Raw genomic sequence first — 14,101 nt, 5'->3', positions numbered from 1 at the left:
CGACCGGCCACCGCGCCGGAGGCTCGCGGCGATACCCGCTTGCGACAGGGATTAACCCAGTGGCAACGGCCGCCGTGTTTCCTATTGCTAGACCAAGTTTCATGGCCGATGGCGACCGTGCGGACCACACCACGGTTCGACCTGGACATGACGAACCCATGCTGGTTGAACATCATTCAACACGGATTCGCCACAGGAACTTCAGGTTGTCCATCTCCCGAACGTCCACACCTCCCGGAAGCAGGTACCCGGAAATGAACGAAGCCGTCGCGGCGGCCGACACCGCCTGGCTGCTCGCCGCGTTCTGCGCGGTCTCACTGATGATCGCGGGCCTCGCGCTGTTCTACGGTGGGATGGTCAGCGTCCGCAACACGCTCAACATGGCGATGATGATCTTCGGCGCCTTCGCCGTGGTCGGGGTGCTGTGGATCGTGGTCGGCCATTCGGCCGTCTTCGGCAGCTCCCTGCGCGGAATCGGGTTGCTGGGCAACCCGATCGAATACTTCGGCTCGTCGAAGCTGCTCGCCGCACCGGCCACCCCGGCGCTGGCGCCGGCGATCTTCTCGGCGTTCCAGTTGCTGTTCGCCGCCATCACCGTCGCGCTCATCGCCGGCGCGGTCGCCGACCGGATGAAGTTCGGCGCCTGGATGACCTTCGCCGGACTGTGGGCCGTGCTGGTGTACTTCCCGGTCGCGCACTGGGTCTTCGCCTTCGACGCCAAGGACGGCTCGGTCACCGGCGGCTGGATCGCGAACAAGCTGAAGGCCATCGACTTCGCGGGCGGCACCGCCGTGCACATCAACGCGGGGATCGCGGGCCTGGCCGTGGTGCTGGTCCTGGGTCCGCGCAAGCTGTTCCCCAACATGCCACGGCCGCACAGCCTTCCGCTGACCATGCTGGGCGCGGGCATCCTGTTCTTCGGCTGGTTCGGCTTCAACGGCGGCTCCGCGCTGTCGTCGGGCAACAGCGCCGCGGTGGTCGTGCTCAACACCCTCGCGGCCTCCTGCGCGGGCATCTGCGCCTGGCTGATCGTGGAGAAGCTGCGGGAAGGCCGGGCCACCTCGCTGGGCGCGGGCTCCGGGCTGATCGCGGCGCTGGTCGGCATCACCCCCGCCTGCGGCGCGGTGTCACCGCTGGGGGCGCTGGCCGTCGGGGCGATCTGCGGCGCGGTGTGCTGCTACACGGTCTCGCTGAAATTCCGCTTCGGCCTCGACGATGCGCTGGACGTGGTCGGAATCCATTTGGTCGGCGGCATTCTGGGCACGGTGCTGATCGGGCTGCTGTCGGATCCGCAGGCGCCCAACGGTGTTGCCGGGTTGTTCTACGGCGGTGGCGTGGCCCAGTTGTGGCGGCAGGTCGTCGCGGTGCTGGCCGTGCTCACCTACACCTTCGTGGTGACGTGGCTGATCGCCACGGTGCTCGACCGCGTCATGGGTATCCGGGTCGACGCCGAGAGCGAAGCCGAGGGGCTCGACATCACCGTGCACGGTGAGACCGCCTACGTCTATGACAGCATCGGCGTGACCGGCCGGGTGGTGACACCCGAGGACGCCGTGGCCGCCGCCTCCGCGATCACCTCCGCGGCAGCGGATCCGGTGCACTGACCCGCACCACCCCCGAACGCCGCACCCCGCGCGCCGACGCGGCCTCCGAATGCCACCGGAGACCGCGACCGGCCCGCGGGGTGCGGTTTCGTCAGCGCTCCTCGTGCCGGTCCGGATACGCGGTGATCGCCAGGAACCGAATCGGCAAGCGCACCAACTCGTTCGGGCCGTGCGGCCCCTCGCCGTCGAGCAGCAGCGCGTCACCGGGCCGCAGCGTGTACTCCGAATCGCCGTGCCCGTACACCATGACCCCCTCCAGCATGTACAGCAGTTCGGTGCCGGCGTGCTGGAACAGCGGAAAGGCCTCGCTCGCCTCGGTCAGGGTGACCAGCACCGGTTCCAGGCGCTTGTGCTGCCCGCGCAGCGCGCCGAGCAGTTCGTAATGGTGTCCCACCCGGGTGCCGCGGCCCACGATCACCGCGCCGTGCCCGGCCTGGGTGTACACCGCCTCCCGCGCGCTGTCCGCGCCGCGGAACAGCGAGGTCACCGGAACATCCAGTCCCCGTGCGAGATTCGCGATCGTGGACAGGCTGCATGAGGTCTGCGCGTTCTCGATCTTGGACAACATGGCCTTGGAGATGTCGGCCAGCCCGGCCAGCTCCGCCACCGACAGCCGCCGCGCCAGCCGCAGACTGCGGACCTGCCGCCCGATCACCCGCTCCAGATCCACCCCGGTCGGCGCGTCGCGCGCGATCTCCCGTTGCACCGGAGCCGGATCGCCCGTGTCCTGGTGCTCGGGCCGCGCTGCGGAGCTGGTCATCCGGTCATCGTAATACAGCGTCAGATCATGATCCGGAACCTCTTTCCCGGATCGGGCCGCGCGTACCGTCGCGGCAATGAGCCCCCTGTTCCTTCCGACCACCCTCGTCATCGTCGCCACTCCCGGGACCGGCGCGCTCTACACGCCGGCCGCCGGACTCAACCGCGGCACCCTGCTTGCGTCGCAACGCTCGGGGGCGCACAATTCATCACATAGTGAATTCAACACTCGATGAATTGAGATGACCATGACGGCTGCGAGTCCGCCGCCCGCGATCGAGATCGAGCACCTGCGGGTGCGGCGCGGGGGCCGGGAGGTGTTGCACGATGTGTCGCTGACGGTGCCGGCCGGATCCATCACCGGGCTGCTGGGACCGTCGGGGTGTGGTAAGACCACGCTGATGCGCAGCATCGTCGGCACCCAGCTGGTGGCCGCCGGGAGTATCCGGGTGCTCGGCGACGCGGCGGGGTCGGCGGGGCTGCGCGCACGGGTGGGGTATGTGACCCAGGCGCCGAGCATCTACGACGACCTCACCGTCACCGACAATGTCTCGTATTTCGCCGCGCTGTACGGGCGTTCGCGCGACGACGCCGCCGCGGCGATCGACGCGGTCGGGCTCGGCGAGCATGCGCGGCAGCACGGGAATCAGCTCTCCGGTGGGCAGCGCACCCGGGCCTCGCTGGCGTGCGCGCTGGTGGCCGATCCGGAACTGCTGGTGCTCGACGAGCCGACCGTGGGGCTGGATCCGGTACTGCGCGTCGACTTGTGGAAGCAGTTCCACCAGTTGGCCGCACAGGGCCGCACGCTGGTGGTGTCCAGCCATGTGATGGACGAGGCCGAGCACTGCGACCGGTTGTTGCTGATGCGCGACGGGCATCTGCTGGCCGAACTGACCCCGGACGAGTTGCGCGCCGACACCGGCGAAACCAGCCTGGAGAACGCCTTTCTCGCACTGATCACGAAGGGAGGGTCGCGATGACCGCCACTGTCGGGTCGCCGGCGGCCTCACTGCGCTGCTACACCGCCACCACCGTCCGCATCCTGCGTCAGCTGCGCGCCGATCCGCGCACGGTCGCGATGCTGCTGCTCGTGCCGACACTGCTGCTGGCGCTGTTGTATTTCGTCTACCACGACACCGCGTCGGTGCCGGGTATGCCGCGGCTGTTCGACCGGGTCGGCATCAGCATGCTCGGCATCCTCCCGTTCATCGTGATGTTCCTGATCACGGCCATCGCCATGCAGCGGGAGCGGACCTCCGGGACACTCGAGCGGCTGATGACGACCCCGCTGTCGAAGCTGGATCTGCTCGCCGGGTACGGCACCGCGTTCTCGGTGGCCGCCGCGGCGCAGGCGGGGCTGGCCTGCCTGGTGTCGTTCTGGCTGTTCGGCATGAAGGCCGCCGGGAGTGTGTGGCTGGTGCTGCTCATCGCGGTGCTGGACGCGGTGCTCGGCGTCGCACTGGGCCTGCTCGCGAGTGCGTTCGCGCGCACCGAATTCCAGGCCGTACAGTTCATGCCGGTGATCGTGGGGCCGCAATTCTTCCTGTGCGGGCTGCTGGTGCCGCGCGGTGAGCTGCCGCGCTGGTTGCAGATCATCAGCGATGTGCTGCCGCTGAGCTATGCGGTGGACGCGTTGCAGCAGGTGTCCCGGCATTCGGGGACGACCGTGGACATGTGGCGGGATCTGGGTATCGTGGCGATCTTCGCGGCCGTCGCCCTGGCGCTGGGAGCCGCGACGCTGCGGCGGCGGACGGCGTGACACCCGGCGGCGCAACGGAATCCGCCGACGGCGAGGCCGACGACGGGAGCGCGGGCGGCCGCACCGGCCGGCGGCCGGGGCAGTCCGGCACCCGGGAGGCGATCCTCGCCGCCGCGCGGTCCCGTTTCGCCGAGGTGGGCTTCGACAAGGCGTCCATCCGCTCCATCGCCACCGCGGCGGGGGTGGATCCCGCTCTCGTGCACCACTATTTCGGGACCAAGCAGGAACTGCTCGCCGCCGCCATGCACATTCCGATCGACCCGGAGCTGATCCTCGCCCAGCTGCGCTCGGTGCCGCTGGACACGCTGGGCGAGACCATCGTCCGCGCGGTGGTGAGCCTGTGGGACTCCCCCGTCGGGGTGCAGGCGGTGGTCGCGATCCGCAGCATCCTCGGCGGCGGGGAGGTCTCGCTGGCGCGGGCCTTCCTGTTCGAGGTGGTGCTGAAAGAGGTTCGCGCCCGGGTGGATTCGCCGCCGGGCAGCGGAACCGTGCGGGCCGGGCTGGCGGTCGCGCAGATGATCGGAGTCCTGGTCGCCCGCAAGGTGATCGGCATCGAGCCGCTGGTCTCCCTGTCCGTCGACGAACTCACCCGGCTGGTCGGCCCCACCTTGCAGCGCTATCTCACCGGCGATCTCGACCTCACCGGCGAGTCCGGGTGAGCGACGGCCACGTTCGTGTCGGTACCCACCGCTAGGGTCGGCGGACATGACGACGGACACCGCCCCCGCACCGGACCCGATCATGACGGCCATCGGCGAGGCCGTCACCGCGGGCCACCACGGCGACCCGGACCGCGCCCGCGCGGACCTCACCGCGTTGTGGGAGCGGGTCGGCGTCACCGGAGATCCGTTGCACCGCTGCACGATCGGCCACTACCTCGCCGACCTGTACGACGATCCGGCCGAGGCGCTGGTCTGGGACATCCGCGCACTGGACGCGGCCGACGCCCTCACCGACGAGCGCGCGCAACGGCACCACGCCGGACTGAGCGTCGCAGGTTTCTACCCGTCCCTGCACCTCAACCTCGCCGACAACTACCGCCGCCTGGGCTCCTTCGCCGCCGCCCACCGCCACCTGGACGCCGCCAGGGCCCGGCTCGACACCCTCGCCGACGACGGCTACGGCAGCATCGTCCGACTGGGCATCACCAACGTCGAGACCGCCCTGGCCACCGGCTCCACCGACCGCCTGCCGACCCACTGAGCCGGCAACGCCGCCGAAGACACGACCGCAGTGCACTCCGTGCCGGCGGCAGGCCGCATCTCCTCGGATCGCCCGCCACGGCCGGCGCGCACCGCGGGAGGATGGGCCTCAGCCCTGGGCGATGAACGCCTCGTGTTCGGCGTCGGTGACGTCGCGGGCCTCGTCGACGAGCAGGACGGGGATGCCGTCGTCGATCGGGTAGGCGCGGTGCAGGCGGGGGTTGTAGAGCCAGCCGCTGCCGTCCTGATCCTGGACCAGTGACAGCGGACCCTTGTCCTGGGGGCAGGCCAGCAGACTCAGCAGGGTGGGATCCAAGGTTTGCTCCGGCATGACCGACAACCTACCGGTCGTCCCCGGCGGGCTGTTCCGGTGCCCGCCGGAACGAGAAATACCGGTGGCCGAAATAGCTCGCGACCGCGACCACACCCATCACCACCACGGTCGCCGGGGTGTCCGGCAGGTGCAGCGAGCCGACGGCCAACTGCACGCCCACCGTGTTCAGCAGCAGCCCACCGGAATTCACCACGATGAAGCGGGCGAAGTCGCGCCACAGATGTCCGCGCACCCGGAACACCAGCGTCCGGTGCGCGACGAAGGCCGCCAGGATGCTGAGGCAGTACGCCAGCACCACCGCCGCCGCCGGCGGCCACGACGGCCCGAGCACCTTCAGCCAGAACACCGTCAGCACCATGCCGAGCAGCGTGTTGCCCCCGCCGACCGCAGCGAACGCGATCTCCTGCCGCCGCAGCAACCGCAACAACCCGGGAGCAGCCTGCTCACTCACCACCGCGTCGTCCGGCCCGCCCTCGGCCGCGGCTGCTGGTGATTCGCCCACCACGAGACCGATCTCGGTGGGTGGCAACACGATCGGGTCCGGTGCACCGTCGCGCGGCGGTGGCGGGCTCGCGGCCGTGGACTTCTCCGGGTCGGCAGCCGGTGGCGGTGGGGCCGCGCTGTCCGGATCGGCCGGGCAGTCGGGCAGGGTGGTCACGACAGCACTTCCGCGGGTTCGTGGCTCAGCGGCAGATCCGGGTCGCCGGGGTCGCGGCGGCGCCGGGTGCGGACATAGCCCCACTGCAACACGGCGAGACCCGCCAGGCCCGCCACCGCGGTGCCGATGCCGATCTTCCAGCCCGGGGGCCGCCACGATACGGTCAGTTCGGCGTTGTCGGTGCCGGCCGGGATGTCCACGGCCAGAATCGACTTCGAGACCGTGGTGATCGGCAGCGAGCGGCCGCCGAGGGTGGCCCGGTAGCCCGGCCAGCCCAGGCGGGCGAACACCACCCGGCCGCCGTCGGGCGAGGACACCCGCACCTTGCTGGTCATATCGGATTCGGACAGCGAGGTCGCGGTGACGTCGTGAGCGTCGGCGACGCGGCCGTTCACGGTGGAGATCAGGCCGTCCTCGCGCTCGAGCACCCAGATGTAGCGCTCGTGGCCGGGATAGTCGGCCCACTTCCAGCCGTCGGGAGCGGGCTGCTCGCCGACGTCGGGGAACATGGCCTTCTGCAACACCACCCGATCGAGTTTGAGCAGGTCGACCAGGGTGCGGCCGGTGGTCGGCTCGGGGGTGAACAGGCGGCGGTAGGCGTCGGGGCAGACGCTGGCGTCCCAGCGCATGCACAGCATGTCGCCGAACCAGAAGTGGCCGTTGGGGGTGTAGCCGTTGACGTAGCTCAGCTCGAGGTCGCGGGCGTAATTGCCGAACACCAGCGAGCCGTAGGCGCCCGCGAGGGACTTGTCGCCGGGCTGGAGCAGGCCACGATCACCGAGCTGGATGGTGGTCCCGGCGAACTGCGGGAAGGCGGCCTTCGCGTCGGAGCGGTAGGCGGGCAGATTCCACGACATCGGCGTCGGCTGCGCGGCCCACACCTGCCCGTAGGCGATCGGGAACATCGCGACGATGGTCAGCAGCGCCGCGGCGGCCGTGCCACGAGTGCGGCCGAGCCACACCGCGATCGCGCCGAGGCCGGCCACCACCACCACCGACATCAGATGCCAGGCCACGTCGTGCGGGTCGGCGCTGAAGGTGCGCACCCACAGCGCCGCGATCAGCACCGCGGCCGCGATGCACCGGTTGCGCCACCCGGACACCGTGCCGAAGCGCCCGACCAGCACGCAGACCAGCACCAGCAGGCCCAGCGCCACCATCGGCAGCACCCGCGCGGGCCAGCGCAGCGGGCCGACCGTGCCCGGCCCCGCGGCCCACATCAGGAACATGATCGCGAACAGCGCGGCGGCGGTGAACTCCTTCCACGCCTCGCGGGCGCGGCGCCAGTCCACGAACGCCAGCACCGGAATCAGGAACCAGGCGATGTAGGTCATCGGCAGCGGTTGAATGTAACCCCACCAGGAGGTGAACGCCGGGAGTGTGGAAGGCAAACTGGCGTTGAGGGATTCGGACCACGGCACGGTCAGGAACGCGTCGTTGTTGATCTGCGAATTGCCGCGCCAGCTCACCTTCGCCGACAACATGCTGGGCAGATAGGTGCTCAGGCCCGCCGCGCCCGCGCACAGCGCCACCGCGCTCAGCCGCGCGACCGGCTGCCACTTGCGCCGGTACACCAGCTCCCCCACCGCCACCGCGACCAGCATCAGCGCGGATTCGACTGCCGGGAAGACGTATTCGACCGAGATCGCCAGGTACAGGAATACGAACACCGGGATCGGGCCCGACGTGCCCCGCGAGTACCGGACCGCCGAGGCCCACGCGTTGACCATCCACGCCGTGCCGGTGAGCGAGGTCACCCAGCTGGCCTCGTCGAAGAACAGGAACCAGCCGGTGAGCGGGAAGGCGATGCCCGCCACCGCCGCCCAGGGTGCGCGGGCCCGGTACACCAGGCAGACCCGGTACACGCCGATGGCCGCGATGATCGCGAAGATCAGCTTGACGACGGTGTCCAGCAGGGCCAGGTTGTTCACCGAGGGCGCGATCAGATCGATCAGCAGCTGCGGCGGGTTGAACAGGCCCGCCTCCTCCTGGCTGTAGTTGCCGGTCATCCACTGCTCGGGGACGAGGATCGGCAGATGCCCGGACCGCAGCGCGCGGCCGAACATGATCCACAGCGGGGTGTACTGGGATTCGCTGTCGTCGGTGTAGAAGTGCCGGGGATTGGCCAGTAACACAGCGGCATACCCGGCGATGACACCGAGTACGGTGATCGCCGCCCAACGGAACGACTCGGTGCGCCACGGCCCGCCCCGACCTCGCGACTGCTCCTCGACGGGCGCATCCGGTGCGATCGGGGACGGCTCGGCGAGGGCCGTCGACAGTGCACTATCCACCACGATTGACAGACCCTACAGGGCCGCGCGCGCCTCGGCAGCCGCCGTGGTCCACGCGACGCGTGTGCGCCGGGTCCGCCACCTGCGCCCGTGTTACAGTTCACCCCACATTCGGGCCCTGCATACCATGCGAGGAGTTCCGGCGCGCACCGTCATCGAAAGTCGAACCAGCTGATGCCGATACCCTCCGCACGTTCGCACCACCGCATTCCGGTCGTCCACGCCCGGAGCAACGGCCACCAGGGCCGCGCGCACGGCATATCCGTGGTCGTCCCCGTGTATCGCGGTGAGGAGACGATCGCCGCGCTGGTCGCCGAACTCCATGAACTGGCCCGGCCCACCACGACTCCCGGCGGCGCGACCTTCCTGATCGAGGAGATCGTGCTGGTGCACGACCACGGCCCGGACCGCTCGGATGTGGTGCTGCAACGGCTGGACCGCGAGTACGAGCAGGTGCGGGTGGTCTGGCTCAGCCGCAACTACGGCCAGGACGCCGCCACCGTCGCGGGGCTGGCCGCGGCCCGGGGCGAGTGGATCGTCACCATGGACGAGGACGGCCAGCACGACCCGGCGTTCATCGGCACCTTCATCGATACGGCGCTGGCGCAGCGGGCCGATCTGGTCTACTCCAAGCCGAGCAACACCCGCCCGCACGGCTTCCTGCGCAACATCACCTCGCGCGGCGCGAAGCTGGTGCTGGCCACCCTGTTCGCCTTCCCGGACTCCACCCGGTTCGAGAGCTACCGGCTCATCCGCGGCGACATCGGACGGCAGCTGGCCGAGGTGGCCTCCGACGGCGTCTACCTGGATGTGGCGCTGTCCTGGGTGGTCGGTGAGGCGGCGCAGGCGCCGGTGGTGCTGCGGGCCGAGGGCCGCGACGAGTCCGGCTACAACTACCGCCGGCTGTTCTCGCTGTTCTGGAAGATGGTGCTGTGCAGCGGCACTCGCGGCCTGCGGCTGGTGAGCATGCTGGGGGTCACCCTCGCCGTCGCCGGGCTGGTCTTCGCGGCGGTCATCACCTGGCAGAAGATCTTCGGGGAGGGCAACAACCCCGAGGGCTGGGCCTCGACCATCGTGGTGCTGCTGCTGGTCTCGGGGGCGATCCTGTTCTCCCTCGGCCTGATCGCCGAGTACCTCGGGGTGGCCTTGCACATCCTGGTGGGTAAACCGCTGTATCTGACGGTAGATTCGCCGACACCACGGCCGGACGCGATCCCGCTGGACCTGCCCGAGCCGGAACTGATCACGACGAGCGCAGGGAGCGATACGGGTGAGCACTGACCGCATCATCTTCTCGCGGCCCCGCCGGGCCTCCGGCGAGCTGGCCAATCTGGAAGCGGTGCTGTCCTCGGACCACAGCCACGGCGACGGCCCGTTCACCGCGGCCGCGACGGCGAAGCTGCGGCAGATCACCGGCGCACCGCACGTACTGCTCACCACCTCGTGCACCCACGCGCTGGAAATGGCCGGGCTGCTGCTGGAACTGGGCCCCGACGACGAGGTGATCGTACCGAGCTTCGGCTTCACCTCCACCGCCACCTCGATGGCGCTGCGCGGGGCCACCGTGGTGTTCGCCGACATCGACGATCACGGCAACATCGACGCCAACTCGGTCGCCGCCGCGATCACCGAGCGCACGAAGGCGATCGTGGTGATCCACTACGGCGGTGTCGCCGCCGAGATGGATCGGCTGCTGGCGCTGGCGGAATCGCGCGGCATCGCGATCGTGGAGGACGACGCGCACGGGCTGGGCGGCACCTGGCGGGGCCGCCCGCTGGGCACCATCGGCGCGGTCGGCGCGCTGAGCTTCCACGACACCAAGAACGTGCACTGCGGTGAGGGCGGCGCGCTGCTGCTCACCGACGAGATCCTGATGGCCCGCGCGGAGATCATGCGGGAGAAGGGCACCGACCGGGCCCGGTTCCTGCGCGGCGCGGTGGACAAGTACTCCTGGCAGGACATCGGCTCCAGTTATCTTCCCAGTGAGTTGAATGCCGCGGTGCTCGATGCCCAGCTGGCCGAATTCGACGACATCCAGGCGGGCCGCTTCCGGGTCTGGAACGCGTACGCCGCGGCGCTGCCGGACTGGGCCGAACGCAACGACGTCCGGCTGATGCAGGTGCCCGCCGACCGCGAGCACACCGCGCACCTCTACTACCTGCGCACCCCCACCGAGCAGCGCCGCGACGATCTCATCGATCATCTTCGCGCGCAGGGTATCTCGGCGCCATTCCACTACGTGCCGCTGGATTCGAGCCCCGCGGGCCTGAAGCTCGGCCGCACCCCGAACCCGTGCCTGCGCACCGCGGAGTTCTCCGCCACCCTGATCCGCCTGCCGCTGTGGCCGGACCTCACCGAGGCCCAGATCGAGCGGGTCGTCGACGCGGTCACCGCATTCGTGGTCTGAGCCCGGCCAGTCGGTTCGCGGCATTCGTGACTCGCAGCCGGGACCGGGGCGGAAGCGAACTCGGCCCGAGCGCCGCGGCATCGGGCGTCTCGTCCCGGCTCGCCACTTTCGTGCCGGTGAACTGCCGGCCGGTCAGCCGAGCGTCGGCACCACCGCTGCGGTGGTAAGGATCTCGTAGGTGTCCGTCGCCCGGTCGTAGAACCAGGTGCGCTCGCCCGGAACGGGAGCGACGGCATCGCGGACCGCCGCGGCCGCGGGGCGGAAGGTGGTGCTGCGGGGGATGTCGTCCACCACGAAGACCAGGTCGGGACGTTGCACCGGATCCAGTGCCCGCATCGCCTCGGTGACATCCTTGGGGCTCAGGTGATGGCCGGCGCGGATACTCACGGCCACCGCGGCCAGGGTGCGGCCCGCGGCGGGGAGTGCGAAGGCGACCTCCGTGTCGACGGCGGTGATGTCGTTGAGGGTGTCCACGATCGGCTGGGTGTAGATCGGGCCGCGCGCGGTGGAGATCACCGTGTCCCGGCGATCCATCAGCCAGTAGTCGCCGTCGCTGTCACGGCGGAAGAGGTTCTCGGTGGGCAGCCAGGCATCGCCCGGCGCGAACAGGCCGCGCAGCACACCACCGGACAGATCGGCGCCGTCGGTGGCCCGGCCGAGCAGCAGACCCACCTCGTTGTCCGCCGCGCGCCGGGCGAAACCCTGTGCATCGGTGATGATCTCGTCGGTGGCCGGATCGTAGGCGACGAGTTCGACCCGTGCGGTACCCGGCACCGGGCGGCCCTTGCAGCCGATCTTCACCCCGGCCACGTTGGCCAGCACCACATCCCCGGAGACCGAGGCGTAGAACTCCAGCACCCCGGCCGGGGCGAATCGCTCGGCGGTGCGCCGCCACAGCCCCGCGGGCATACCGGAGCCGATGAACAACCGGATCGGATGCTGATGGCCGCCGGGGAAGCCGTCGGCGTCGAGGATGTCGCGCAGCATCGTCCAGGTGTAGGTGACGACGGTGACGCCGTAGCGGTACACCTCCTCGCCGAAGCGGGCGGGATCCAGCGAGCGGGCCAGCGCGATCCGGCTGCCGCCGGCCACCGCGCCGCCGAGGCTGACCAGCAGTCCGGACGAATGATGCAGCGGCGCCAGGCAATACACCGTGTCGCCGCGGTCCAGATCGGCCGCGGTGGCGGTGCCGAAGGCCGACAGCGCCCAGCGGTGGTTGGTGATGTACTTGGCCTCCAGGCCCGGACCGGTGCCCGTCACCAGGATGAAGGCCAGTTCCCGGGCCAGGCCCGGATCGGGCCGGAACCAGCCGGGCAGCGCCACCTGGTCCGGATCGATCTGCTCCAGATCGGTGACGTCCAGATCCGGGCCGCGGTCCTCGCCGCCGCCGAGCAGCAGCACCCGGGCGCCGGTGGCCGCCACATCCCGCAGATTCTCCGGATCGGTGACAACGGTCTGCACACCGGTCAGCGCGAGCGCGCGCGTCAGGTCGCGGCCCGGTGCCGGCAGGACGGCGACCGCGCCGATCCGCGACAGCGCCGCGACGGCGACCAGGGCACTGGGCCGGGTCTCCATCACCACGCCGATACGGGCGGCCGGCCGCACCCCGGCCGAGATCAACCCGCGCACCACGTTGTCGATGCGGGTGTCGACCGCGGCGTGGGTGTGGACCCGGTCGTCGAACAACAGGTATTCCCGCTGCGGAGCGCGGCGGGCCTGCTCGGCCAGCAACCGGCCCAGCGACACCCGGGTGTGCGGCTGGATCATGCCCAGGCGGGTCAGCCGCGGCAGCGCGCGGGCCGCCTCGCCGGTCAGCTCCACCGAACCGCGCAGCGCCTTGCCCGCGAGCGTTTCCAGGGTCTTGCCGATTCCGGCCCCGGCTTCGGCGAGTCCGGCGACGGTGTGCACCACCCGGGTCGTGGTCGAGGCCGGGCGTCCGGCCTCGACGTGCTCGGGCATCGGCTCGATGCCCGGTGGCGGGCCGTCGCCGCCCTCCTGCCAGCACACCCAGTCCCGCACCCTGGGCCAGGTGACCTCGGTCGCGGTGCCGCCCGCGACCAGGCCGAAATGACCGGCGACCAGGTCGGATTCGTACACATCCGCATTCGGCGCGGCCCGCACGATACCGCGCACCGCCGCGGGCTGGCCGATGTCGTCGACCTCGCCGACGAAGGCCAGGATCGGGCACTTCAGCTCGGCCAGTGAGACCGGCTGGTCGCGAATCACGAACCCGCCCAGCATCATCCGATTGTGGGTGACGAACTGTTTGAGCAGATCGGCGGCCGCGGGCCCGGCGTAACCGACCCAGCCGTCCTGTTCCAGGAACCGCCGCTGTCGTTCCCTGGGCAGCAGCGCCTCACGGTCGTGCAGCTGGCGCAGGAAATCCAGCCGGGCCTTGGCGGTCTTGACCGGGTCGAGCAGCTGGAAGCCGACCCGGACCATGGCCTCGGTGATCGGCAGCCGGTTGAGCACGTGATCGGCGACGAAGTCGGTGACCCCCGAGACCAGACCGTAGGGCAGGCCGAACGGCAGGCCCGCCACGATGTCGACGGGACTGCCGAAGGTGACGATGCTCGCCACGCCGCGGCCGTGCCGGTAGGCGGTGGTCTGGTAGGCGAACATGCCGCCCTGCGAGTAGCCCATCAGGTGCACGCTGCGGCCGGTGGTCTCGACCACGGTATCGATGGCCGCCGACAACGCCAGCAGGTGGTCGGCGAGGTCCCGCTGCCAGCCGCCCTCCTCGGTCGCCGGTGAACCGAAATCCAGTACCCAGCAATCGATTCCGGCACGGTGCAGGATGCCGACGGCGCCGCCTTCGGCGTTCACGTCGTACACGTCGGCGGACACCATCAGCGGCGGCACGAACAGCGCGACCGGGCGGTTTTCCCCACCTTCCCCGGGGAAGTAGTGCCGCAGCCGATACATCCGCTTGCGTTCGGCGATCTCGTACGGGGAGGACTGCATGTCGTGCGCCAGCCCACCGAACCGGATCACCTCGAGCCCGTTGCGTGCGGTGGACATCAACCGCCGCGCCGACTCGACGACCGCACTCGTACCGAACATCACCCCGTCGAGCTTGCCACA

At 70.2% G+C, this 14,101-nt stretch carries 13 protein-coding genes; 8 read left to right on the top strand and 5 right to left on the bottom strand.

What is annotated here, in order from left to right; translation table 11 throughout:
- Positions 1-254: 254 nt before the first annotated feature.
- Complete coding sequence (locus LBW94_RS18820) at positions 255-1,604, top strand: ammonium transporter (RefSeq protein ID WP_225057098.1); 1,350 nt, start codon at positions 255-257, stop codon at positions 1,602-1,604.
- A gap of 91 nt (positions 1,605-1,695) precedes the next feature.
- Here the strand turns inward: LBW94_RS18820 and LBW94_RS18815 are convergent, their stop codons facing one another.
- Entirely contained in the window at positions 1,696-2,364 is a 669-nt protein-coding gene (locus LBW94_RS18815) for a helix-turn-helix domain-containing protein (RefSeq protein ID WP_225057099.1), read from the bottom strand.
- Between the two features lie 76 nt (positions 2,365-2,440).
- Here LBW94_RS18815 and LBW94_RS18810 point away from each other — a divergent pair, with 76 nt between their 5' ends.
- The 5 genes from LBW94_RS18810 to LBW94_RS18790 are packed head-to-tail and all read left to right on the top strand — an operon-like array spanning position 2,441 to position 5,325.
- Positions 2,441-2,599, top strand: a complete 159-nt coding sequence (locus tag LBW94_RS18810) for a hypothetical protein (RefSeq protein ID WP_225057100.1) — start codon at positions 2,441-2,443, stop codon at positions 2,597-2,599.
- A gap of 12 nt (positions 2,600-2,611) precedes the next feature.
- Complete coding sequence (locus tag LBW94_RS18805) at positions 2,612-3,343, top strand: ABC transporter ATP-binding protein (protein ID WP_416276918.1); 732 nt, start codon at positions 2,612-2,614, stop codon at positions 3,341-3,343.
- Entirely contained in the window at positions 3,340-4,122 is a 783-nt protein-coding gene (locus tag LBW94_RS18800) for an ABC transporter permease (RefSeq protein WP_225057102.1), read from the top strand. Before LBW94_RS18805 ends, LBW94_RS18800 begins: the two co-directional genes overlap by 4 nt.
- Complete coding sequence (locus LBW94_RS18795; protein ID WP_225057103.1) at positions 4,119-4,781, top strand: TetR family transcriptional regulator; 663 nt, start codon at positions 4,119-4,121, stop codon at positions 4,779-4,781. The genes LBW94_RS18800 and LBW94_RS18795 overlap by 4 nt, the downstream gene beginning before the upstream one ends.
- Positions 4,782-4,827: 46 nt before the next feature.
- Positions 4,828-5,325 (top strand): hypothetical protein, encoded by a 498-nt coding sequence (locus LBW94_RS18790; protein WP_225057104.1) that lies wholly within the window; start codon positions 4,828-4,830, stop codon positions 5,323-5,325.
- A 108-nt stretch (positions 5,326-5,433) separates the two neighbouring features.
- Here the strand turns inward: LBW94_RS18790 and LBW94_RS18785 are convergent, their stop codons facing one another.
- Genes LBW94_RS18785 through LBW94_RS18775 form a run of 3 tightly spaced genes read right to left on the bottom strand, consistent with a single transcriptional unit; the run spans position 5,434 to position 8,487 of the window.
- Entirely contained in the window at positions 5,434-5,655 is a 222-nt protein-coding gene (locus LBW94_RS18785) for a Trm112 family protein (protein WP_225057105.1), read from the bottom strand.
- A 10-nt stretch (positions 5,656-5,665) separates the two neighbouring features.
- A complete protein-coding gene (locus LBW94_RS18780; protein ID WP_225057106.1) occupies positions 5,666-6,316 on the bottom strand; it encodes a GtrA family protein in 651 nt (216 codons plus the stop codon).
- Positions 6,313-8,487 carry a hypothetical protein gene (locus tag LBW94_RS18775; RefSeq protein WP_225057272.1) on the bottom strand — a complete coding sequence of 725 codons (2,175 nt, stop codon included), beginning with the start codon at positions 8,485-8,487 and terminating at the stop codon, positions 6,313-6,315. Before LBW94_RS18775 ends, LBW94_RS18780 begins: the two co-directional genes overlap by 4 nt.
- A gap of 297 nt (positions 8,488-8,784) precedes the next feature.
- On the opposite strand from LBW94_RS18775, the gene LBW94_RS18770 reads away from it, so the two are divergent.
- Both LBW94_RS18770 and rffA read left to right on the top strand, forming a co-directional pair.
- Positions 8,785-9,891, top strand: a complete 1,107-nt coding sequence (locus tag LBW94_RS18770) for a glycosyltransferase (protein ID WP_225057107.1) — start codon at positions 8,785-8,787, stop codon at positions 9,889-9,891.
- Positions 9,881-11,017, top strand: coding sequence for a dTDP-4-amino-4,6-dideoxygalactose transaminase (gene rffA, locus LBW94_RS18765; RefSeq protein WP_225057108.1), 1,137 nt, complete (start codon positions 9,881-9,883; stop codon positions 11,015-11,017). The genes LBW94_RS18770 and rffA overlap by 11 nt, the downstream gene beginning before the upstream one ends.
- 132 nt (positions 11,018-11,149) lie before the next feature.
- On the opposite strand, the gene LBW94_RS18760 is transcribed toward rffA, so the two are convergent.
- Entirely contained in the window at positions 11,150-14,080 is a 2,931-nt protein-coding gene (locus LBW94_RS18760) for an AMP-binding protein (protein WP_225057273.1), read from the bottom strand.
- Between the last annotated feature and the right edge of the window lie 21 nt (positions 14,081-14,101).

Origin of the sequence: Nocardia sp. alder85J, from assembly GCF_020176955.2 — a bacterium.
Classification (GTDB): Bacteria; Actinomycetota; Actinomycetes; order Mycobacteriales; family Mycobacteriaceae; genus Nocardia.
The sequence above is the reverse complement of the archived record's forward strand: the minus strand, read 5'-3'. Positions and strand labels throughout refer to the sequence as shown.